The organism is Sphingobacterium sp. R2, assembly GCF_040760075.1.
Lineage (GTDB): Bacteria > Bacteroidota > Bacteroidia > Sphingobacteriales > Sphingobacteriaceae > Sphingobacterium.
Window position 1 is genome coordinate 3,748,178 of the sequence record NZ_CP142884.1, and the last position, 22,103, is coordinate 3,770,280.

Here is a 22,103-nt window from a genome sequence, read left to right on the forward strand (position 1 = left end):
ATATACCGATACTTGATTTTTATTTGTTTACTAAGTGAACATAGGTTGAGAACTTAGGGTTTGTTTTAGAAGAGAATAAAAAATGATAATCCTTACATCTTGATCGATCGAGTATTTATCAGAGCGTGTTTGTATTTACTCAACATTTTTTTACTAAAACATTTTTGGTCTGAAAGCTGTTTCTTTCAATATCAGTCACTCAACTAAACTAAAACGAAAATACATAAAGCTATGAAACAGTTGCTTTTGGTGGATGATCATACATTGGTGCGATCTGGTTTCCAACTAATATTAGAGGCACAACAGGACATCACTGTAATAGCGGGGGTCGAAAATGGCGAAAAAGCCCTGGAATATCTAAACAGTTCATCGAAGCCAGATATCATTTTAACAGATATTCACATGGAGCAGATAGATGGCATTCAGCTCATTCAAGAAGTAAAAAAGAAATATGTGGATATAAAAATCATCGTTTTATCGATGGAGGATAATATCCACGTTGTCCAGGAAATTTTTAACCTCGGCGCCGATGGCTATTTGTTAAAAGATTCTAATGTGGAGGAAATCCTTTTTGGAATCCAGCAGGTTATCCGAGGTGAACAATACATTAGTGCATCACTGAGTATTGATATTATTAGAAATTTATCGAAATATACCCATATGGATGTAGACCGAACAGCAATAATGGCCAGGTATGATATTTCTGAACGGGAGCTATCCGTACTGGAATTGATTGCTCAAGGGCATACCAATGCTGAAATAGCGGATCAGATCTATTTAAGCAAAAGGACGGTCGAAGGGCATAGGCAACAATTAATCGAGAAAACAGGATCTAAGAATACTGCAGGACTTGTACGCTTTGGTTTTCAGAAGAAATTATTGAGCTAACAGTAAAGTACTGGCATTCTTTTAAAAATGTTTGGCCGGCAGATCTATATGCTTCAATCATTTAAATTATCCTGCTTATCTCTTTTTCTAGCGAGGATTGATTTTATAATAGTTGTAATTATTTTGCATTTGAAATGCATTTTATCTAAGTTTGGCGCGCAGTTATAGACTATATGTAAACAATAATCAGTCATGAGCCAAAAATTTGTATATAATACGCGTTATCCTTCTGTTGAAGATTTAAAGAATAAAGCGAGGAAAAGAATTCCCCGATTTGCATTTGATTATTTGACCGGAGGAGCAAACGAAGAGTTGAATCTCGCCAGAAATGAAAACGATTTTGACAACATTTTGTTAAAGCCTCAATATCTTTCAGCGAGCGATGAAATAGATCTTTCTGTCGAATTATTTGGTCGCCGTTATAGCGCGCCATTTGGTGTTTCACCTATTGGACTTCAAGGATTGATGTGGCCAAATGCGCCGGAAATTCTTGCGAAAGCGGCAGCGGAAATTGATATTCCCTATATTTTGAGCACCGTATCGACAAGTAGTATTGAGCGTATTGCCGAGGTGTCGGATGGGAAAGCATGGTTTCAGCTCTATCACCCTACCGAGAATAAATTGCGAGATGACATTATCAGGCGTTTACAGGTTGTCGAATGTCCAGTATTGGTGGTATTGGTCGACGTGCCGGCGTTCGGACTTCGGTATCGCGAAATAAAAAGTGGATTGTCCATGCCACCTAAAATGAGCGTTTCGAATATTTTGCAAACATTCGCATGTCCAACTTGGGGTATTGAGACCTTAAGACATGGTATTCCTTCTTTCGCTACTTTAAAACCTTATATGGAAAAAGGTCTTGACTTAGCCCAACTCGGACAGTTTATGAATAAGACATTTACGGGTAAAGTTGATGTTGAAAAGATTAAAGCAATAAGGGACCTATGGAAAGGCCCATTGGTGCTGAAGGGAATTGCAACAGATGAAGATATGCAGGCTTCCATCGCATTGGGGGTGGATGGTGTGATTGTTTCAAACCATGGGGGACGACAGCTAGACGCAAGTGAGTCTTCGATCAATTCATTAATTCGTTTGGCTAGTAATCCCGAATATAAAAAGAATATAAAAATAATGTTGGACGGTGGGATTCGCTCGGGTGTTGATTTGGCGCGTGCTCATGCTGTCGGATCAGAATTCAATTTTATGGGTAGGCCTTTTATGTACGGTGTAGGCGCATTAGGTGCAGCAGGCGGCAAACATACGATCAATATGTTCAAGACACATTTGTATCAGGTTATGAAACAGTTGAGTCTTTCGAAGATAGCAGATTTTCCACAGCGTCTACAGGCTATTCTCTAACTATTCTGTTCGGTAAGATCATCAATCTAACCTTGTAATAGGCTTATGCCGAATGTTTACAATTTTGCTTGTAGCTTATCCTTTTTGTGTCATCTCACAGCGCAAAAACCAAAGATCAACGCTATACCAAATTTGGTGTTTTGACAGTGCTTGTTCAGTGCTTGTTCAGTGATCATTCAGTGCTTGTTCAGTGACAACTGAATGAGCGCTGAATGATCACTGTGAAATAATTGACGTAAAATTGTTGTTTGGTATAATTTGGTATTACTATGATTTAGTTTTCATTGCTTGCCAAACAAAGAAATTATGGGGATTATCAAAAATGGCATCCGTTCGGACGGTTTGCCAAAAGGCATAAAGCTAAAAGAGGTTTGATCGATAGCAAAAGTTAATGTGGATCAAGAGGATTTTTCAGTCAATGAAGAGAATTTTGATTTAATTTCTTAAGTTTGCATATCCATGAGGTTAATTGTTTTCATATTGATAGCATATATTCTGGGACTTTCCTTTGTCCCGTGCAGCGATTCGAACAATCACTGCGAAGAGACTGCTATGGAAGCGAAGCTAAATCAAACACACAACCATGGTGATGATGCATCTGATGCCTGTTCTATTTTCTGCTATTGCAATTGTTGCAGTGGAAATATAACGGCTTATGCCTATCAATTTCCGCAAATAGATGGTGTCCCGGTATCAATTTATTTTGATAATCGTAATCCTATCCGCAATACAGCGATTGTTTCCAGTTATTTTGGAAGCATCTGGCAGCCGCCAAAAGTTAATGCTTAATTTTTCGTAAAAATTCTAAAAACAAATCTGATGGAGCGTGCTATGCTGTTCTTTATTCAGCTTTGTGCTCGGAATACGCCTGTTGCATTTTATTGCGACAAGCAATGAAGATATTCTAATGAGTTATTCCTTAAGCATTAATCACGTATATTGTGTTAGATCATATTATAAAATTTAGCATCAAGAACAAGATTGTTATCGGTTTGATGACCTTGTCTCTTATCATTTGGGGGGCATGGAGTGCGACGAAACTGCCCATAGATGCCGTTCCCGATATTACCAATAATCAAGTCCAGATCTTTACATCTTGTCCAACGCTTGCCGGACAGGAAGTGGAGCAATTGGTTACTTTTCCAATTGAACAAAGTATTGCGACTGTACCCAAAATTGAAGAGATCAGGAGTATCTCACGCTTCGGCCTTTCTGTCATTACCGTTGTTTTTGACGATGATGTAGATATTTATTTTGCCCGTCAGCTGATTGGTGAGCGTTTAAATGAAGCTGTGGATCAGATTCCACAAGGTATTGGTAAACCGGAGCTGGCTCCAGTAAGTACGGGACTGGGAGAAGTATATCAATACATTATCCATCCCAAAAAGGGTAGCGAAAAGAAATACAATGCAAAAGATTTGCGCACCATGCAAGATTGGATTGTTGCCCGTCAGCTCTATGGAACACCTGGGATTGCCGAGGTCAACAGTTTCGGTGGTGAGCTCAAACAATATGAAGTAGCTGTTGATCCGAATAGACTTAAGGCAATGAATATCACTATTCCGGAGCTATTTACTGCCTTGGAGAAAAACAATCAAAATACAGGTGGTGCCTATATTGATAAAAAACCGAATGCCTATTTTATCCGGGGAATTGGGCTGGCGACGTCCTTGGAAGATATCAGAAATATTGCTATCCGCAAATCAGGATCTATACCGATTTATGTAAAAGACGTTGCCGATGTGCGTTTTGGTCATGCAGTGCGCTATGGAGCCCTGACCTACAATGGTGAGGTCGATGCGGTAGGGGGTGTTGTCATGATGTTGAAGGGTGAAAACAGCAATAAGGTGGTCAATCGGGTGAAAGAGAAATTACCGACTATTCAGCAATCTTTACCGGATGATGTCGTCATAGAACCCTATTTGGACCGAACAGATCTCGTTGGGCGTGCGATCAGTACCGTTGAAAAAAATCTGATCGAGGGTGCCCTGATCGTCATTTTTGTCTTGGTACTCTTTCTTGGCAATTTGCGGGCAGGTCTTATTGTAGCATCAGCAATCCCTCTGGCTTTACTGTTTGCACTTGGACTGATGAACGTCTTCGGCGTAAGCGCCAATTTAATGAGTTTGGGCGCGATAGATTTTGGTTTGATTGTGGATGGAGCCGTCATTGTGGTGGAAGCTACGCTACACCATTTAGGCTTACGAAAATCAACCGAGAAATTGACCCAGGCCGAAATGGACCATGAGGTATTTGAGTCTGCTTCAAAGATCCGTACCAGTGCAGCCTTTGGTGAGATTATTATTCTCATTGTCTATATTCCAATTTTAACATTGGTGGGGGTTGAAGGGAAGATGTTTCGTCCAATGGCACAAACGGTTGGGTTTGCTATTTTTGGCGCATTGATTCTCTCGCTAACCTATATTCCTATGATGTGCGCTTTGTTCCTGCCGAAAAAACAGAACGACAATCAAACCTTGAGCGACCGCATGATTGGGGGATTACAGCTTATTTATGCCCCTTTATTACAGAAAGCCATTCGGTTTAAATACCTGATAGTGAGTTTAACTGTTGCCATTTTTGCTTTATCGGTCTTCTTTTTTAAGCATATGGGTGGCGAGTTTATTCCACAATTGCAGGAAGGTGATTATGCATTCCATTGCATACTTCCGCAGGGAAGTTCGCTTTCGCAGAGTATTGAAACTTCCATGCAGGCTTCCCGGATTATCAAAGAGTTTGCTGAAGTGAAGATGGTTGTTGGCAAGACAGGAGCCGCTGAGGTGCCAACGGATCCTATGCCACCGGAAGCAACAGATGTTATGGTGGTATTGAAGCCTCAAAAAGAGTGGAAGTCGGGCCGTTCTTATGAAGAACTGGGGAGTGCTATTCTGGAGAAGCTAGAAGTAATTCCGGGTGTTTTCTTCGAAAAAAATCAACCGATTCAAATGCGCTTCAACGAGTTAATGACGGGTATCCGTCAGGATGTTGCTGTAAAGATCTTCGGTGAAAACATCGATTCACTGGCCGCTTACGCCAATGTGGTTGCCGCTCAGATTCAATCTGTTCAAGGGGCAACTTCTCCACAGGTGGAGCGTGTATCCGGTCTCCCGCAAATCAATATCGTTTATGACCGCACCCGTATCGCAAATTATGGATTGACAATTCAGGACGTCAATGATGTGGTGAGTACTGCCTTTGCCGGTCGGAGTACGGGACAGATCTATGAAAATGAACGTCGCTTTGATCTGGTCGTCAGGTTAGATACAACGCACCGAAACAGCATTGATGATGTGCGTAATCTGATGATTCCTACAGATACGGGTACGCAGATCCCGCTTTCTCAGGTTGCTGCCATTGATTACAAATTGGGGCCGGCACAGATCAGCCGCGAAGCGGGTAAAAGAAGAATTGTGATCGGTTTTAATGTGGCCGGGCGTGATGTTCAAACCGTCGTAAAAGAAATCCAACGACAATTGACTGCAAATGTAAAGCTTCCCGCGGGCTATTATTTCACCTATGGGGGGCAGTTTGAGAATTTACAGAAGGCGAGCTCACGCTTGTTGATTGCTGTGCCAGTTTCCTTATTGCTTATTTTTATGCTGTTGTATTTCACGTTTCATTCCTTTAAGCAGGCCACACTCATCTTTACCGCAATACCAATGAGTGCTATCGGAGGTATCTTTGCTTTAATGTTGCGTGGCATGCCTTTCAGTATTAGTGCCGGTATCGGTTTTATTGCCTTATTTGGGGTGGCCGTACTCAACGGTATTGTTTTAATTGGAACCTTTAATCAATTGAAAAAGGAGGGGGTAGATGATATTTTTCAGCGTGTTAAAGAAGGCACTTTGACGCGTTTACGTCCTGTTCTCATGACAGCGACGGTAGCCTCACTGGGCTTTTTACCGATGGCTATCAGTACAAGTGCCGGCGCTGAAGTTCAGAAGCCTCTGGCCACCGTTGTGATTGGCGGATTAATAACGGCAACTTTCCTGACCTTGTTTGTGCTGCCGTTATTGTATATAATTTTTAATTCTAAATGGAATATGAAACGAAGTAGTGGTGCTAAGACCTTTTTTACAATATTTATTTTCTTATTTATGATGTTGGGCTTTCAGGTGTTTGCCCAGGAGCGCATTTCTGTTACAGAAGCTGTGGAAATTGCGCTGAAGAGCAATCGTCAGTTTCAGATCAATCAGGCTGAGATCGCAGGAGCAGGTTTTAATGTCAAAACGGCAACCGAAATTCCCAAGACAGGGATCTTTGCAGAAAATGAAGACTATCGTCCATCAGATAAGACCGGGCTGCTGAAAATCGGTGTAACGCAAAGTATGGCCTGGCCCGGACTCTATGCGGCGCGTAAAGATTATTTTAAACAGCAACTAAAATATGCGAATCTAAATACGGATGTATTGAAAACTGCGATTACCAAAGATGTAAGGGCAGCCTATTTTCAGCTCTGGTATCTCCAGGATCGCCAAAAGTTGTATATGGAGTTGGATAGTATCTACAGCGGCATGTTTAAAGCAACAGAATTACGTTTTAAGACTGGTGATGTCGCTGCGCTGGATAAGATCGCTGCAGAAGCAAAATTGAAAGAGCTGCAGGCTCAGTTGGTTCAAAACAAAAAGGATATTGTTATTCAGCAGCAGCAATTAATGATGTTGCTGGATCGTAATGAATGGATGCTCCCATTGGATCAGTCCTTGGAGAAGATTATCGTGAACGCCAGTCCATCTGAGGAAACAGTACATCCTTTACTTGTTTTACAGCAGCAAAATGTAAATATCGCATCATCAAATATCAGTGTTCAGAAAAATACAAATAAGCCGGAGTTCTCGGGTCGATTTTTCTCCCAACGTGTTTGGGGAGCCAAGGAACCGTTATCGGGATTCTCGGTCTCCGTATCTTTTCCGGTCTTTAGCCTAGGCGCTTATAAAAGTAAAGTAAAGGCTGCCAACGCTGAAATGGAAGTTCAACAGCGTAAGTTAGAATATGAGACGCAGGTATTTCAGACAAATAAAGGGAATGCACTTGCTGAAATTGACAAGAACAGTGCATTACTGCAATTTTACGAGTCTTCGGGTCTAAAACAAGCCGATGCAATCATTAAAGCGGCTAGTTTGGGTTATAGAACAGGGGAGATCAATTTTGCTGAATTAAGTCAATTTTTAAGTCAGGCTATAGGGATTCGCCAGAATTATTTAGAAGTCCTTAATCAGTATAATCAATCAGCGATTCAATATAATTACTTCAATAACAAATAAGCCAACAATGAAAGTTTTCATAAAGATATTTATCGTATGTGTAGCCGTTACTGTTTTTTACGGTTGCAGTTCTAAAGAATCGAAGCATAAAGTTCAACCAGAAGGAAAGGAAGCGCCTAAATCCGAAGAAGGGCATGAGGAAGGGCCGGTTACCATAGCGGCACTGAGTGCGGCGCAAATCAAAGCCGTGGGTATTGTTTTTGGCGGTATTGAAGAGAAGGAACTAACGGCTAACCTTAAGGCTAATGGAATTTTGAGTGTACCCAATAACAATAAAGCCAATGCAACAGCGCTTTATGGTGGTGTGGTGAAGACATTGAATGTACAATTGGGAGACAATGTACGTAAGGGGCAGGTGATCGCTACGATTACCAACCCGCAGTTTGTACAGCTGCAGGAGGAATATGTATCCCTTGCAAGTAAGATTACCTTAGCTGAACAAGAAATGGCAAGGCAACAGGAACTTAATGAAGGTAATGCGGGCGCACGGAAAAATCTGCAGGCAGCAACAGCAGAATTCAACAGCTTACGGGCTAGGAAGGCTTCTTTGCAACAACAGATCCAATTGATGGGCATTAACCCCAATAGCGTGAATCTGTCCAATATGCGCACTTCATTGGCCGTGACAAGCCCTATCAATGGAACAGTGAGTAATGTTTTTGCGAAAATTGGGAGTTATGTAGATGTCTCTTCGCCGGTAATTGAGATTGTTGACAATAGTCTGCTGCACTTGGATCTGCAGGTGTTTGAGAAGGATCTACCCTTAGTTAAAGTGGGGCAGTTAATACACTTCCAACTGACAAACAATCCAGACAAAACGTATACCGCGAAAGTATTTACCATTGGTTCTTCCTTTGAAAAAGACAGCAAGACCATCGCTGTGCACAGTACCGTTGTGGGCAGCAAAGTGGGCTTGATTGATGGAATGAACATTACGGGGATGATCGGTATCAATAATGTGCGGACCCCGGCTGTTCCGAATGACGCCATTGTGGAGGCCGACGGCAGGTACTATATTTTTGTAGAAACAGAAAAGAAACCTGAGGAGCATGATGAAGGGCACGACGATCACGGGCATGCGCACGATGAGGGCGAAGCAGAACATGCGCATAGCAACGAGAAAGAAGCCGGCAATCATGGAGAAGGACAGGCCAAGAACATTAATTTTGAAAAAATTGAGATTCAAAAAGGTGTGTCTGCTTTGGGGTATACGGCGATTACCCCGGTTAGCGAAATTCCTGCCGGAACTAAAATTGTTGTAAAGGGCGCCTTTTTTATCAATGCTAAAATGAGCAATACAGGTGGGCACGAACATTAATTATCAGCATTTGTTCACATAATGAAATCAAATAATGTCATATATATGAACTGAAAGCTAAGGAAGGCAGCTATGCTATATGCTAGTTTCGCAGGATCGCGCAACATAACGAAAATCCATTGACGAATATTTAAAGCTGATTTATCTGTTGTTTCCGCTTCTTCTTAAAAGCGCTATATACAATTATTACACTTATTGACATCAGAACAAATGCTAAGAAAAATGGTGCGCCGGAGAATTTGAATGGTGCGTTGTCATGAGTAAAGTAATAGAAAAGATTGGTCATCATCGGAGGACCAATGATTGACGTTGCACTCATCAGGCTGGTCAATGCGCCTTGAAGTTCCCCTTGCTCGTTTGAAGGAACATTTTTGGTTATCACCGATTGTAAGGCTGGGCCACAAATACCGCCTAGGCAGTAGGGGATTAGGAATGCGAACATCATCCATCCTTGGCTCGCAAATGAGAATAGCAATAAGCCAATGGCATAAAGGGTCAGACCATAAAAAATGCTTTTCTGTTCGCCAAGTTTGGGTGTTGTCCATCGAATCAAAACACCTTGTACCAAACCAATCAACAAACCAATGACACCCAACGAAATACCGACCATTCTTTCGGTCCAATTGAATTTATACATGGTGAAAAAGCTCCAATTGCTCTGAACAGCATGTCCTGCAATATATATTAAAATTAAGGCAACGATTAAACCAGATATTTCCGGGTGTTTTCCGAGAAATTTAAAAGATCCAACAGGATTGGCACGTTTCCAGTCAAAGGCTCTGCGTCTATTTTTTTCTAAGCTCTCAGGCAGAATAAAATAGCCATAAAGGAAGTTTAGCATGCACAACCCAGCGGCGGCATAAAATGGAACTCTAGCGCCATAGTGGCCGAGTAAACCTCCGATAACAGGACCAATGATGAAGCCCAAACCAAATGCAGCACCTATCAAGCCGAAGTTCTTCGCCCGATCTTCATCGGTTGATATATCTGCAATATAGGCACTTGCTGTTGTAACGCTGGCTCCAGTCAATCCGGCAATAACTCTTCCCAAGAAAAGCCATCCTATAGTTGGAGCAAGGGCAAGAAAGATATAGTCTACCGCGAATCCAAAAAGGGAAATCAATATAACAGGCCTTCTCCCATATTTATCACTGAGATTGCCAACGACAGGAGAAAATATGAACTGCGTAAAAGCGTAAGCAAAGCCAAGCCAGCCACCATATTTAGCCGCTTCGCTGATGTCACTATGGATCAGCTCCTCAATAAGTTTAGGAACAACAGGAATGATGATTCCCCAACCTGTAATATCGATGAGTAATGTGATAAATATAAATCCGATTGCTGCTTTTTTCTTGGAATTTTCCATTATGTTCCAAAAATAATCAAATCCTTAAAAACTTGTATGTTATTTGATTACTAAATTGTAATCAGTCTTTTATTTATGATTGCGCTAAGATGCTGTATTGATGGCTTTACATGTCGGATGGTGCAGTATCTTGAAATTGCATGAATTGGCAATAAAACAAAGTTTGTTTGCATTTTTATGTAGCGATAAAGCAAGTTCTATTTTTGAATCATCTGCGATAATCACTTCAGGGTGTAATGTCACCGATGTAAAACGGCCGCTGCCATCTCCTTCAGTCGCCAAGGTAGCAAGGGCGTTATCCGTATAAGATAAAACCTGAATGCCGTTTTGCGAACATACATATAGGTAAGACATCATATGGCAAGAAACCAGGCTGCTGAGAAGCAGATCTTCTGGATTGTATAATAAGGGGTCGCCCTTGAATGCTTTTGCGGCTGAAACGTGAAGATCTGCTTTTCCCTCAATTGCAATGGAGTGGTTTTTATTATAAATTTTTAATCCCTGAAGATTGGGCTGTTCTGCATGATGCCAAGTTAAAGATACTTTAAAAACGTGTTTGTAACTCATTTAATAAAAGTAAGAGTTTATAGTAAGATTGAGAACCGTGTATACCTTTAGAGTTATTTTCGCTCCCTATTTGCGCCCTATCGAATTGTTGCTTTTGTCGGTTCTGTAAAGTTAAATATAAGGAAGATAGTAATAGCTTTTTTTTATGAAAATGTGTTTTTACTGCATTTCCTGACAATTTACATTCGTACAAACTAAATGATATTTTTATATTAGACTGATATTTTTGAAAGATATGCTATCTATGAACAGTTTTTTCCAAAATTACAATACGGGGAAACGTATTCTTCTTCATTTGTGTTTTTGGTTTTTGGTTTTGGGAATGCAATTTATTTCCTATCAACGGATAGATATTCATCATTCGTGGATATTGTTTCTAAAAGATGTATTTTCTTTATTGACCATATTTTATGTGACAGCTTATGTTATTATTCCGCGTTGGTTTATTCCCGGAAAGTTTTTGCTGTGTATGTTATGGCTATTGTTTATTTATGCCTGGTGGTCGTTTCTAAGTTATTTTGGCGCCCTATTAACGTTAAAATATTTGACACCAGATATTCGTTTGTCAAGTTATCTCGAAATAGTACAAAGTAATGGAATCTTTGGAGCCTTTCGGCTTTCTTCCCTTAGCGATTATTTATTGGATTTTATTTTTTTAGTGGCCCTACCATTGACCGTAAAAATAGTACAGGCATTTATGTCTGTCAAAAATTCCAAAACGAAGCTCGAACTGAAAAATGCCGCATTGGAATTAAACAACGTTCAGTTGGAGCTCGCTTTCCTAAAATACCAGATCAACCCTCATTTTTTACTTAATACACTTTATAGCATCTATGTACTGGTATCCGACCGTGATGAAAGAGGTGGCGAAAGTATGATGCGTTTAAGTAGTATTATGGTGTACCTGCTTCACGAGAGCAATCAGCCCAAGGTGGATATTAGTCGCGAATTTCAACTGCTTAAAGACTATGTTGAATTGGAAAAGTTGCGTTATAGTGAGACCGTGCAGATCAATCTAAATCTGGCGGCTGATGACGAGAACTGTATGATGGTGCCCCTGATCTTCTTTCCGTTTGTTGAAAATGCATTCAAACATGGACCTCGCCTAAGTTCATCGGCGGGATGGATATCCATAGCCATAAAAGTGAAGGACCATAAGGTGCATTTGAACGTGTCCAATGCGTATAGGGAACTTTCAAAACCAGAAAATTATATCGGTGGCTTAGGGATAGAAAATGTAAGAAAAAGACTGGAACTTCACTATCCCCATCATCACATTTTGGAAATAAAGTCAAATGAGGGTGTGTTTACTGTTAATCTCGTCGTAACTTTACTTCCTGAAGAAAAGCCGTAGCACCAAAGCTGTGGATTGCTAAGTACTTATGAATAGAATTAGAACTATCCTTATTGAAGATGAGCCAATTGCAAGAGGTCGCCTGGAGAAATTAGTTTCCAAATTGGGGCTGATCGAAATATTGGGTGTATTTGAAAATCCGTCGCAGGCCATTGATATCTTGAAAAAGCATGAGATAGACCTTATTTTGTCGGATATTGATATGCCGGAGATGGATGGCATTACTTTTCTCAAAGGACTTGTTCATCCGCCTTTTGTTGTGTTTATAACTGGCCATTATGAATATGCCGTCGATGGATTCGAACTGGATGTAATCGATTATATTTTAAAGCCACAGCTGACAGAAGAAAGGTTAATCAAAGCAATAGAGAAAGTTCAGAAGGCTATGCTGTTTTCTAGAAGGGCCGCTAATGGAGAAAGAAAAGCGATTAAAATAAGGGATCGGAATAAGACTATTTTTATAGATCCTACGGATGTTTTCTACCTAAAAGCTTGGGGGGATTATATACAGATCTATTCCGTAGAAGGGATGCAAACTTTACTGTCTACCATGAAAGATATGGAAGCAGAACTGCCATGGGATATGTTTGCGCGCATGCATCGTTCTTATATCGTTAATGTCAAGCAGATCAAGGGTGTTGAGGCAAGCAAAGTAATTCTGAAAAATGGGACAGAACTCGGTATAGGTTTGCAATACCGCAATCAGCTTTTTGCTAAGATGGGACTGATATAAAAATTTAATTTATCGAGGCCATACGCTCTTTCTGTTTCCCGATCTGCATTTTATAATAGCAAACCATAAAATGATAGACCGCAAGTTCATGCAAACGTTGATCCGACATGAACAATCGATTAATAAACATGTGAATATAGCTTGACAATAACGAGGCCCGGGTTGACCGGAACTCTTCTTCATCTGTATGTTTCCGTAAGGTGGAGAATATGCTGTATTGGACTGCACTTAGTTTCTCTTTGGTTTCTCCCAGGTGGTCTAATGGCTGAGCGAACCAGTCTTTCCTATCTTTGAACTTATTGTTTAGATGAACCCATAGATTTTTATTATTGTCAAATTCTTGCTGATACAACGTATTCATCTGGATGCAAAAATCTCTTTTTTCGAATAGCGTAAATTTTGCAGCATCAAATAATGATTCCATATGTTGAAAAGCCAAAAGCCAGCGATCGTTTATTGAACTGCTTTGCTGCATTGTCATTAATATGATTTCGCTCTGCCGGAAGAATAACTCCTCGCTAGGTTCCATACATAATGGGGTATATCGTTCAATCTCGCGTTTGTAAGTATCAAAGGATATTGATGAAATCTGGCCCTCTTCCACAAATTGTTCCAATAGATGATTTATAGTGGAGACAACGAAAGAACAATAGCTTGGGTCTGAAAGCTCCACCCTCAATCTTATGTGGGGAGCTGGATCGTTATAACGTATGAAAAACCATTTTTTTATGGCATTTTTTCGATTGATAGCAGCGATGAACGTGGGGAAAAGATCCTTTAATAGGGTGTCTGCAAAATGTAATCCGCAATAAATTTTAGCGTAAAGCCATTCTGTTCCCAAGGGAAAACATCTTTTTAGGTTATTTTCTTGGGGGGCCGATTCATCTGTGAAGGTCTTATGCTGGGCTTCAATTGGAATAATGATCTCATTGGCAAAAACATTTCCATCTTTATCGTTTACAACGGATGAATAATCGTTCAGGATATATTCGATTAAAATTGTTTCCCTTTTGCAGATGTGATCCAATAGTATTTCCGCGCAAAAAGGATTGTCTAAATTTATCAGCAGTTCATTATCGCCGCTGCTGATGACAACCATTGTTGGGATTTTGAGCTCTGCCTGCATATTTTTCACGAAATCGTGGGGGTGACTTGGGTATTTTGAAAGTCTTTGAATGCGCCATTGCGCTCGGGATAAGATAATATTTTTGTAGCTTATTCTCGGGAGCCTAGGCTGTTCTTTCATAATTCCCCAATTCCAAGAGATATCCAGCCTGTTATTTTGGAATTGGAAATCTGCAAGAAATTTATAGATATTCATACCCTGCTCAAAATTGTGGGCCGTCGTCAAACGGGGGATAACCATTTTATTGCAACTTTTGGACCACAAGACTAGGCGATTGTCTTTGACAAACAAGTATAAGTCACTTACGTCAATTTGTTCTTGTTCTTTGTCAATAGTTGCGGTCAGACAGATGGATGCTCTTCGGAGTGCTGGTCTAGAAATAATATTTGCAGCATTGCTATCTGGATAATGGCATATCTCAGCGAGTATTGCATTTGGAAATTGCTGTTGTTCGCTGTTGGCAGATTCCTTTAATTTGTTAGCCAATTTCTCATCCAGATGTGCAAATCTGGAAATTAAGTTTCCGGATGACGAACCACCAATAGTACCCAGATTGAAGCATAAATGTTCCTCACGTGAGCTTCTCAGAAGATTGCCAATGGCATAGAACGAGGAAGGTATGGCATTGGGAGTCTGTTTGCACCCTTTAGCAATATGATCTAGATCGCTTCTGGTTAGCTGAATTTCGGTGAAATGACTTTTTACACTTTCTACAAATTTTTCAATCACCAGGTCTTGATAATGGTGGTCGTCATATTTTTTTTCTTCAGTTATGGCTATATTTTTTACTTCTCCAAGTATTTCATCATTTATATTGTATACACCCTCCTGACGGCCATAACCAATACCGGTATCGGGGTCTAAGGCCGTAGTCAATGGGATCATTCTATCTTCATATTTATCAAAGAATGCAGCTTTAAACCGGTCAAAATCTGTCAACTTTGCCGGCGTGCAAAGTGGTAGTAAATCCTGAAATTGATCGCTTAGGTGATTTAATGCAGTATTGGGTAATTTGTTGTCTTCCATTTCAATAAGTAGGTCTCCCTGCAACAAATTGTTCCTGTCGAGGTCTGGAATTATAGGCTGCAATAATTTAACCACGTCATTCTGTATGTTAACGGCAGATGGAGAACTACGCAGCAGTGTTTGTATCCTTGATAAAGCATTCAAATAATATCCCTCCTTATCCACTCTTTCAAGCGTCTTGATCAAACTGTCAAGATAACCTCGACCAATCACATTGGGTTGTAATTCGGAGGATATAATCCCGAGACTGATGAGGTTATTGACGAATAGGGTAGCATGTGCTTTTGAAGCTCCAAGAAGCTGCAGCAAATCAGTCAATGATTGATAGTTGGCAGTTCGCTCATCGCTTTGGAAATATTCGACGACACGATCCAAAACAGGAGTAGGTCTTATGCGCTTTAGTATATTCTGCCCTTTCTTCCCATTTGTTACTTTTTGATAGTATTTGTAATACTTGCCATCTAAGTATAAGGTTGGATTAATGCGATAATTGAGTTGACTATAAACTCTTCTGTCTTTTGAGACCTGTGCAATAATCCCTGTCACAATGGAGGCATCGAGTTTCAATACAGTTTTATGGGTATTACCCCTGATTAATGACACCTTTTTTTCGGAGGCTATAACGTTCCCTAAAGATACACCTGCGAATAAACCGAAAGGCGTACTCCTTGTGCTCATCCGAATCGCATATTTGAGTAGCGAAGCCATTATTTTTGGGTTACTCGCTTTCTTGTAGTCAATCCATTTTTCTACTTCCACGGAGAAGGAGGGGCTTGCTAGAAATAGTGCTTCTTTTAATCGCTCACCTTGAAACAGATGACGAAGTTTCTCTTCCATAACATCTGCCTCTTTTATCCTTAAAAGATCAACGGCAACTGCAGCGGGAAGTAATGGTGTCCGCAGAAGAAAATAATCGGATAACTGGAATAATGACATAGGTAGGCGGGACTAGTATCTCATGACCTGTTTTATACAGGACTGAAACATTTCGGGCGAAATTGGTTTTTGCAGTGCAAAATGCTTCCTATTTTTGATAAATTCAGGATATTGCCGATGTGACAAAGCGGAGGTAATAATTAGGATAGGAATATCGACGATCAAATCGGCAAGCGTACTGATGTTGCCGCCGCTAACAATGAGATCTAAGAATAGGATGTCTGCCGATTTTAAATCTTGCCTAAACAATGCTGGATTTTCAATGTCTTCGACCATTCTTATCAATTGAAGATCTGGAAACATATGGATGTATTCAACCATTTTTTTTGTTGCCAAGGGTTCATCCTCTATGAGAATACATTTGAGTTGGGGTGAAGTCATATACTTGGTTTGTTTTTTATGTATCGGGGTCGCAAAGACGATTGCTGTAAAGACGCCTACCAGAACGCCTTTACAGCTTTATCCTCTTTTATACTACTTTTGAAGATGTGACTGTCCTAATCGTAACTAGTTCCATATCATCAAAATCGAAAAATGAGATCGGTTCAACCACGCAGACAGTTTGTACATCCAATACAAAATCTTCCGCTAAAAAATTTTCAATGTTTTCCATAAATAATACGTTTAAATTGTACACAAATGTGCTTTCTACGGAAAAGAACGACGAAAAATATCGACGGAATGGAAAATGAAGCCGACGAACTAAAAAATCCATTCGACGAAAAAATAGCGCCTGTTGCTATTTCTGTTTAATTTTATGCTAAACTTTGTTTATGCAACCTTTCAGAAGATGATTTGTGTGAAAGAAGGGCAACTGTATGCTGTTATCATATTCGACGAAATAGCATTTGAGTACGATGAAATAGCGGTAGCTTAATTGTAGAATTCTATTTGGGTCATTATCTTAGACCTATCTATTTTAGCTTCGGAAAACCATTTCTTTAGCCATCAAAATCTTGTGGCTCCAATAGATAAGCTAGATATAAGTTTTGAGGTAATTCCTTAAACGATAAAAGCGTCTGCCAAATGAAGAGGTGAGTAGGGTGAGCGATTGAAACAAATGAGAATATGAATTTATCGAATGAAATGCACTGTTTTTTGAAAAGAGAAGGTTTACGGTTATTTAGAAAAAAAGTAAGCTGGCAAAGCTCCGCCAAATATCAGATTTATAGGGACGGGGAAACAAAAATCGGTGTCGCATTTGACCGAATTCAAAATTTTATGGATAAAGAAAACAATGCATCCATGGGGAATGGAGTGGAAACGATTAAACTCGAACAACGTGGTGATTATATCATTTACGGTTTTGTTGAAAAAGTTGAAATGTAAAGCGTTTCAAAGAGATTAATTCTTTCCGTTGAATTTAACCTTCATATCTTATTAGTGATTAAATCTTACAAATCAATTCCTTAATTGTGTAACGATTTGCATCTTATTTGTGGCCAAATTTGTTGTATAAAATTAAACAATCCGTTATGGCGACAGATCTTTATAAAGATACAGTTTATATACCTTTGGAAGATGTTGAAAGCGAACATTGTGCATCAATTGTCGAAAAAGGACTAGCCCAGGTTAAAGGCCTGGCGAGCTATCAGGTGGAATTGAATAATCACAGAGCTGCTATCGTACCGAAGGATAGTGAAGCAGTCATTAGCAGTGTAAAGGCGATCAAAGATCTTGGTTATGGTGTTTCTACATTGACCAAAACATTTCCAGTTCTTGGGATGACTTGCGCCTCATGCGCCAGTAGCGCTGAAAGTATGGCGAAATATGAACAGGGGGTTGTTAATGCAGCTGTAAATTATGCAACAGGAAATCTCACTGTTGAATATATTCCCGGTGTGACAGATCCTTTAAAAATCCAAAAGGCGGTCCAAGCTGGTGGCTATGATCTGTTAATTGAAGAGGAATCCACACAGCAGGAAACTTTGGAGGCTATTCACGCAGAGAAATTCCGTAAGCTTAAGGTCAAAACACGTTGGGCAGTGTTGCTATCACTTCCCGTAGTGATCATTGGTATGTTTTTTATGAATATGCCTTACGCTAATCCTATCATGTGGCTGTTTTCCACGCCAGTGGTTCTTTGGCTGGGCAAGGATTTTTTTGTCAATGCGTGGAAGCAGGCAAAACATCGTTCCGCCAACATGGACACACTCGTTGCATTAAGTACAGGGATAGCCTACATTTTCAGTGTATTCAACATGCTTTTTGCTGACTTTTGGCATCAACGCGGCTTACATGCGCATGTATATTTTGAGGCCGCTTCAGTTGTCATAGCTTTCATTTTGTTGGGTAAACTACTGGAGGAGAAGGCCAAAGGTAACACCTCATCCGCTATTAAAAAGCTAATGGGGCTGCAGCCTAAGACAGTGATAGTCATTCAATCCGATGGAACAGCGCGTCAGGTCCCGATAGAAGCCGTTCATGTGGGCGACATCATCCTTGTAAAACCCGGTGAGAAGATTGCTGTCGATGGGCTTGTTATCAGTGGAAATTCCTATGTCGATGAAAGTATGCTAAGCGGGGAGCCGGTTCCCGTTTTAAAAATGGAAAATGAGCAGGTTTTTGCAGGGACGATGAATCAGAAAGGTAGCTTTCAGTTTAGAGCAACAAAAGTGGGTAAAGAAACCATGCTGGCAAATATCATTAAAATGGTGCAGGACGCGCAGGGGAGTAAAGCACCAGTGCAAAAGCTGGTCGATCGAATTGCTGCTGTATTCGTTCCTGTTGTCATTGGTATTGCTATTTTAACTTTTCTAGTGTGGTTTACATGGGGTGGAGAAAATCATCTGGCGCAAGGATTATTGGCTGCAGTAACGGTTTTAGTTATCGCCTGTCCGTGTGCATTGGGTTTAGCAACGCCTACAGCAATCATGGTTGGCGTGGGTAAAGGAGCTGAGCAGGGCATTTTAATTAAGGATGCGGAAAGCCTAGAGTTGGCCAAAAAGGTAAATGCAATTGTTTTGGATAAGACCGGAACCATTACAGCAGGAAAACCAGTGGTTACGGATGTGTATTGGAAGGATAATGCAGATGAGTTAAAAGGTATTTTATTGAGCTTGGAGACACAGTCGGAGCATCCTTTGGCAGAAGCTGTTGTAGCCTATTACAATGATGTAAAAGCAACACCAATATCTTTTATCGAAAGTATCACGGGGAAAGGTGTCAAGGGCAGTGAAGGGATCATAACCTACTATGTGGGGAACCGGAGATTGTTAACGGAAAATAGGATTACAATTTCGACGGAATTGATGGAACGTGCCACGCAATGGGAAAATCAATCTAAAACGGTGATCTGGTTTGCCAATAGTCAGACTGCATTAGCTGTCATTGCTATTGCGGATCGGATCAAGGAAACTTCTGTACGTGCCATCAAGGAGATGCAAGCAATGGGAATTGAACTATATATGCTTACTGGTGACAACGAGACCACTGCTAGGGCTATCGCTGCGGAAACAGGTCTTCAGCACTACAAAGCGGAGGTATTGCCAGAGCACAAAGCCGATTTTGTTAAAGAATTGCAGCAAAAGGGGAAGGTGGTGGCTATGGTGGGTGACGGTATCAATGACAGCACAGCCTTAGCAACAGCCGATGTCAGTATTGCCATGGGAAAAGGAAGCGATATCGCTATGGATGTGGCCAAAATGACCATTATTTCTTCTGATTTAACGAAAATACCACAGGCAATCCGACTCTCAAAACAAACGGTCACAACGATCAAGCAAAACTTGTTTTGGGCGTTTATTTACAATTTGGTTGGCATTCCGCTCGCTGCAGGTATCCTGTATCCAGTCAATGGTTTTCTTTTAAACCCGATGATAGCTGGCGCTGCAATGGCATTGAGCAGTGTAAGTGTCGTCAGTAATAGCTTGCGACTTCGCTGGAAAAAATAGCTAATTATGGTTAAGCCGTAAGCTTCGTTTTTAAACGGTAAATATTGTAAAACAAAACAGAAAAATCGTAAGTACAACCAAATGGGATATAGCGATATTTGTGTAAATAATTGAATAGATTGATCATATTAAAATTAAATAACATGGAAAGAAAAGAACTTCAATTTAAAACCAACCTTAACTGTGGAGGCTGTGTGTCCAAAGTAAGTGCTGATCTGGATCGTATGGACGGTATTATTGAGTGGAACGTTGACACTGCGAATGCAGACAAAATATTGACTGTCAAATGTGAAGGTATTTCGGAAGAAGAAGTTGTTGAAATTATTAAAAGAAAGGGCTTCGATGCAGTGGCCTGCTCCGCTTAATTGCTCAATAACGCTATTGAAACATCCTTATTGAACTTCACCCTAAAGTTATATCAACTTTAGGGTGATTTTTGTGTTATCATTTCTATGTGGTTAAAGAATCAATAGATTGCTGATCAACCCTGTGGAAGTTGCTGATGAGTTTTGAGATTTTATTTTATTGGTGATTACTAGCTTTGTTTTCAGTAGTTTATGTTGCATGTCGGTATCCGGCACTTGTGGTCACGGATAATTAAGATTAAATTAGCTCATGCTTTGAAAAATTTCCCACCAGAAAGGTCGGGTTGACACTTAGCAAGGTGCAATTTATTTGTAAATGAAATAATCTAATGAAACAAAAAACAATGCGTATTAAGTTTAATAGCAGATCTATTTTTTGGGGCTTTGCGGCGTTATCGTCAATTTTATTTTTAAGCTGTGGAAATACGGGAACCAAAAATGAGGTCAAGACCGAAAAGGTGGAGGAACCTGCTGAAGCTGCTGCACCCACGGCACAGGAGTTATCTTTTAAAGATAAAGAGGGTAAGGTGCTTCAATTAAGTGCTTTAAAAGGTAAGGTGGTGTTTATCAATTTCTGGGCAACTTGGTGTCCTCCGTGTATTCATGAACTGCCTTCTATTGACCAACTTAAGCAATCCCTTAAAGATAATAAGGATATCGTTTTTCTCCTAGTAGATGTTGATGGCGACATGGAAAAGTCTTCAGCATTCATGGCAGAAAATAAGTATGACCTACCTCTTTATATAGCAGAGGGTGATATTCCTGCAGAATTCTTAGGACAGTCGATACCGACGACAGTCATTCTGGATAAAGATGGAAAGATTGTAGAGCGTTTGGAAGGAAGCCGTGACTATGGAGCTCCTGAGATAAAAAAAGCCTTGCAGGATATCGCGAGTGGCAGTTAACGATCGATTATTGTAATCGCTATTTATTAGAGAAAGAGAGTAGAATTTGAAAAGAAAAACAGTAATTTCGAGCTGTCAAGTTAATTTATAGCGATGTCCGAACTTCAAGAGCAAACTGCAGTCAGAACGACTTATTTTAGTATTGTTGGTAATGCATCACTGGCCTTGTTAAAATGGCTAGCAGGTTTCTTCGGAAACTCCTATGCGCTGATTGCGGATGCAATTGAGTCAACAGCGGACATTTTCTCCTCATTTCTCGTCCTTCTGGGTTTAAAATATGCGCAACGACCTGCCGACGACAATCACCCGTATGGTCATGGTCGGGTAGAACCCCTTATCACATTTATTGTGGTCGGTTTTCTTATCGTTTCGGCAACCATAATCGCTTATGAAAGTATTGAGAATATAGGAACGCCACATGACTTGCCAAAACCTTGGACCTTAATCGTTCTCGGCGGGATCATTGTATGGAAAGAAATTTCTTACAGGATCGTTATGAAGAAAAGTAAAGAAACAAATAGTTCTTCATTGCGTGCAGACGCTTGGCACCATCGAAGCGACGCGATAACATCAGTTGCGGCTTTTATTGGGATATCGATTGCATTGTTGCTCGGAAAAGGATACGAAAATGCCGATGACTATGCCGCATTATTTGCTGCAGGGTTCATACTTTACAACTGTTATCATATTTTCAGACCAGCGCTTGGCGAGATCATGGATGAAAATGTCTATGAAGAAGTCATTGATGACATCCGGAAAGAGGCATTAAAAGTGGAGGGGATAAAAGCGACAGAAAAATGTTTTGTCCGGAAATCGGGGGCTAAATATCACGTCGATCTGCACGCTATTGTCGATAGTGAAATTACGGTACGAGCAGGGCATGAGCTGGCGCATAAACTCAAAGACCATTTGGTTGCACATATTCCTGATCTTGGTCATGTGATGATCCATATCGAACCGAACGAATGCCTTTGACAGTCAACTTAAAAATGGCAGCACATGC

General features: G+C 40.4%; 17 protein-coding genes. 12 read left to right on the top strand and 5 right to left on the bottom strand.

Annotation, left to right across the window (positions count from 1 at the left end; translation table 11 throughout):
• Nucleotides 1-231 precede the first annotated feature (231 nt).
• From VXM68_RS15490 to VXM68_RS15510, 5 genes are all read left to right on the top strand, one after another.
• Complete coding sequence (locus tag VXM68_RS15490; protein ID WP_293952774.1) at nucleotides 232-888, top strand: response regulator transcription factor; 657 nt, start codon at nucleotides 232-234, stop codon at nucleotides 886-888.
• A 192-nt stretch (nucleotides 889-1,080) separates the two neighbouring features.
• Nucleotides 1,081-2,247: an alpha-hydroxy-acid oxidizing protein gene (locus VXM68_RS15495; protein ID WP_367209268.1), complete on the top strand. Its 1,167-nt coding sequence runs from the start codon at nucleotides 1,081-1,083 to the stop codon at nucleotides 2,245-2,247.
• Nucleotides 2,248-2,706: 459 nt separating this feature from the next.
• Nucleotides 2,707-3,036 carry a DUF6660 family protein gene (locus VXM68_RS15500; protein WP_294186332.1) on the top strand — a complete coding sequence of 110 codons (330 nt, stop codon included), beginning with the start codon at nucleotides 2,707-2,709 and terminating at the stop codon, nucleotides 3,034-3,036.
• A 152-nt stretch (nucleotides 3,037-3,188) separates the two neighbouring features.
• Nucleotides 3,189-7,511 carry a CusA/CzcA family heavy metal efflux RND transporter gene (locus VXM68_RS15505; protein ID WP_367209269.1) on the top strand — a complete coding sequence of 1,441 codons (4,323 nt, stop codon included), beginning with the start codon at nucleotides 3,189-3,191 and terminating at the stop codon, nucleotides 7,509-7,511.
• Nucleotides 7,512-7,518: 7 nt separating this feature from the next.
• A complete protein-coding gene (locus tag VXM68_RS15510) occupies nucleotides 7,519-8,829 on the top strand; it encodes an efflux RND transporter periplasmic adaptor subunit (RefSeq protein ID WP_367209270.1) in 1,311 nt (436 codons plus the stop codon).
• A gap of 130 nt (nucleotides 8,830-8,959) precedes the next feature.
• On the opposite strand, the gene VXM68_RS15515 is transcribed toward VXM68_RS15510, so the two are convergent.
• Together VXM68_RS15515 and VXM68_RS15520 are read right to left on the bottom strand one after the other, a co-directional pair.
• Entirely contained in the window at nucleotides 8,960-10,195 is a 1,236-nt protein-coding gene (locus VXM68_RS15515; protein WP_367209271.1) for a TCR/Tet family MFS transporter, read from the bottom strand.
• 84 nt (nucleotides 10,196-10,279) lie between these two features.
• Nucleotides 10,280-10,762, bottom strand: a complete 483-nt coding sequence (locus VXM68_RS15520) for an OsmC family protein (protein WP_367209272.1) — start codon at nucleotides 10,760-10,762, stop codon at nucleotides 10,280-10,282.
• 244 nt (nucleotides 10,763-11,006) lie between these two features.
• On the opposite strand from VXM68_RS15520, the gene VXM68_RS15525 reads away from it, so the two are divergent.
• Both VXM68_RS15525 and VXM68_RS15530 read left to right on the top strand, forming a co-directional pair.
• A complete protein-coding gene (locus tag VXM68_RS15525) occupies nucleotides 11,007-12,116 on the top strand; it encodes a sensor histidine kinase (RefSeq protein ID WP_367209273.1) in 1,110 nt (369 codons plus the stop codon).
• 28 nt (nucleotides 12,117-12,144) lie between these two features.
• On the top strand, nucleotides 12,145-12,849 hold the full coding sequence (locus VXM68_RS15530) for a LytTR family DNA-binding domain-containing protein (RefSeq protein ID WP_293952789.1): 705 nt from the start codon (nucleotides 12,145-12,147) through the stop codon (nucleotides 12,847-12,849).
• 4 nt (nucleotides 12,850-12,853) lie between these two features.
• Here the strand turns inward: VXM68_RS15530 and VXM68_RS15535 are convergent, their stop codons facing one another.
• From VXM68_RS15535 to VXM68_RS15545, 3 genes are all read right to left on the bottom strand, one after another.
• Complete coding sequence (locus VXM68_RS15535; RefSeq protein WP_367209274.1) at nucleotides 12,854-15,937, bottom strand: lantibiotic dehydratase; 3,084 nt, start codon at nucleotides 15,935-15,937, stop codon at nucleotides 12,854-12,856.
• Between the two features lie 12 nt (nucleotides 15,938-15,949).
• Nucleotides 15,950-16,318, bottom strand: a complete 369-nt coding sequence (locus VXM68_RS15540) for a hypothetical protein (RefSeq protein WP_293952793.1) — start codon at nucleotides 16,316-16,318, stop codon at nucleotides 15,950-15,952.
• A gap of 88 nt (nucleotides 16,319-16,406) precedes the next feature.
• A complete protein-coding gene (locus tag VXM68_RS15545) occupies nucleotides 16,407-16,550 on the bottom strand; it encodes a hypothetical protein (protein WP_293952795.1) in 144 nt (47 codons plus the stop codon).
• A gap of 455 nt (nucleotides 16,551-17,005) precedes the next feature.
• On the opposite strand from VXM68_RS15545, the gene VXM68_RS15550 reads away from it, so the two are divergent.
• The 5 genes from VXM68_RS15550 (at nucleotide 17,006) to VXM68_RS15570 (ending at nucleotide 22,075) form a co-directional block, all read left to right on the top strand.
• On the top strand, nucleotides 17,006-17,266 hold the full coding sequence (locus VXM68_RS15550; protein WP_293952796.1) for a hypothetical protein: 261 nt from the start codon (nucleotides 17,006-17,008) through the stop codon (nucleotides 17,264-17,266).
• 146 nt (nucleotides 17,267-17,412) lie between these two features.
• Nucleotides 17,413-19,830 (top strand): heavy metal translocating P-type ATPase, encoded by a 2,418-nt coding sequence (locus VXM68_RS15555; RefSeq protein ID WP_367209275.1) that lies wholly within the window; start codon nucleotides 17,413-17,415, stop codon nucleotides 19,828-19,830.
• A 143-nt stretch (nucleotides 19,831-19,973) separates the two neighbouring features.
• On the top strand, nucleotides 19,974-20,195 hold the full coding sequence (locus tag VXM68_RS15560) for a heavy-metal-associated domain-containing protein (RefSeq protein ID WP_367209276.1): 222 nt from the start codon (nucleotides 19,974-19,976) through the stop codon (nucleotides 20,193-20,195).
• Nucleotides 20,196-20,524: 329 nt separating this feature from the next.
• On the top strand, nucleotides 20,525-21,100 hold the full coding sequence (locus VXM68_RS15565; protein WP_367209278.1) for a TlpA family protein disulfide reductase: 576 nt from the start codon (nucleotides 20,525-20,527) through the stop codon (nucleotides 21,098-21,100).
• A gap of 93 nt (nucleotides 21,101-21,193) precedes the next feature.
• Nucleotides 21,194-22,075, top strand: a complete 882-nt coding sequence (locus VXM68_RS15570; protein WP_293952803.1) for a cation diffusion facilitator family transporter — start codon at nucleotides 21,194-21,196, stop codon at nucleotides 22,073-22,075.
• Nucleotides 22,076-22,103: the final 28 nt, after the last annotated feature.

Excerpts from the sequence above, each read along its gene's own strand:
- VXM68_RS15490 (WP_293952774.1), top strand. The coding sequence starts at position 232 with ATGAAACAGTTGCTTTTGGTGGATGATCATACATTGGTGCGATCTGGT.
- VXM68_RS15495 (WP_367209268.1), top strand. The coding sequence starts at position 1,081 with ATGAGCCAAAAATTTGTATATAATACGCGTTATCCTTCTGTTGAAGAT.
- VXM68_RS15500 (WP_294186332.1), top strand. The coding sequence starts at position 2,707 with ATGAGGTTAATTGTTTTCATATTGATAGCATATATTCTGGGACTTTCC.
- VXM68_RS15510 (WP_367209270.1), top strand. The coding sequence starts at position 7,519 with ATGAAAGTTTTCATAAAGATATTTATCGTATGTGTAGCCGTTACTGTT.
- VXM68_RS15515 (WP_367209271.1), bottom strand. The coding sequence starts at position 10,195 with ATGGAAAATTCCAAGAAAAAAGCAGCAATCGGATTTATATTTATCACA.
- VXM68_RS15520 (WP_367209272.1), bottom strand. The coding sequence starts at position 10,762 with ATGAGTTACAAACACGTTTTTAAAGTATCTTTAACTTGGCATCATGCA.
- VXM68_RS15525 (WP_367209273.1), top strand. The coding sequence starts at position 11,007 with ATGAACAGTTTTTTCCAAAATTACAATACGGGGAAACGTATTCTTCTT.
- VXM68_RS15530 (WP_293952789.1), top strand. The coding sequence starts at position 12,145 with ATGAATAGAATTAGAACTATCCTTATTGAAGATGAGCCAATTGCAAGA.
- VXM68_RS15535 (WP_367209274.1), bottom strand. The coding sequence starts at position 15,937 with ATGTCATTATTCCAGTTATCCGATTATTTTCTTCTGCGGACACCATTA.
- VXM68_RS15540 (WP_293952793.1), bottom strand. The coding sequence starts at position 16,318 with ATGACTTCACCCCAACTCAAATGTATTCTCATAGAGGATGAACCCTTG.
- VXM68_RS15545 (WP_293952795.1), bottom strand. The coding sequence starts at position 16,550 with ATGGAAAACATTGAAAATTTTTTAGCGGAAGATTTTGTATTGGATGTA.
- VXM68_RS15550 (WP_293952796.1), top strand. The coding sequence starts at position 17,006 with ATGAATTTATCGAATGAAATGCACTGTTTTTTGAAAAGAGAAGGTTTA.
- VXM68_RS15555 (WP_367209275.1), top strand. The coding sequence starts at position 17,413 with ATGGCGACAGATCTTTATAAAGATACAGTTTATATACCTTTGGAAGAT.
- VXM68_RS15560 (WP_367209276.1), top strand. The coding sequence starts at position 19,974 with ATGGAAAGAAAAGAACTTCAATTTAAAACCAACCTTAACTGTGGAGGC.
- VXM68_RS15565 (WP_367209278.1), top strand. The coding sequence starts at position 20,525 with ATGAAACAAAAAACAATGCGTATTAAGTTTAATAGCAGATCTATTTTT.
- VXM68_RS15570 (WP_293952803.1), top strand. The coding sequence starts at position 21,194 with ATGTCCGAACTTCAAGAGCAAACTGCAGTCAGAACGACTTATTTTAGT.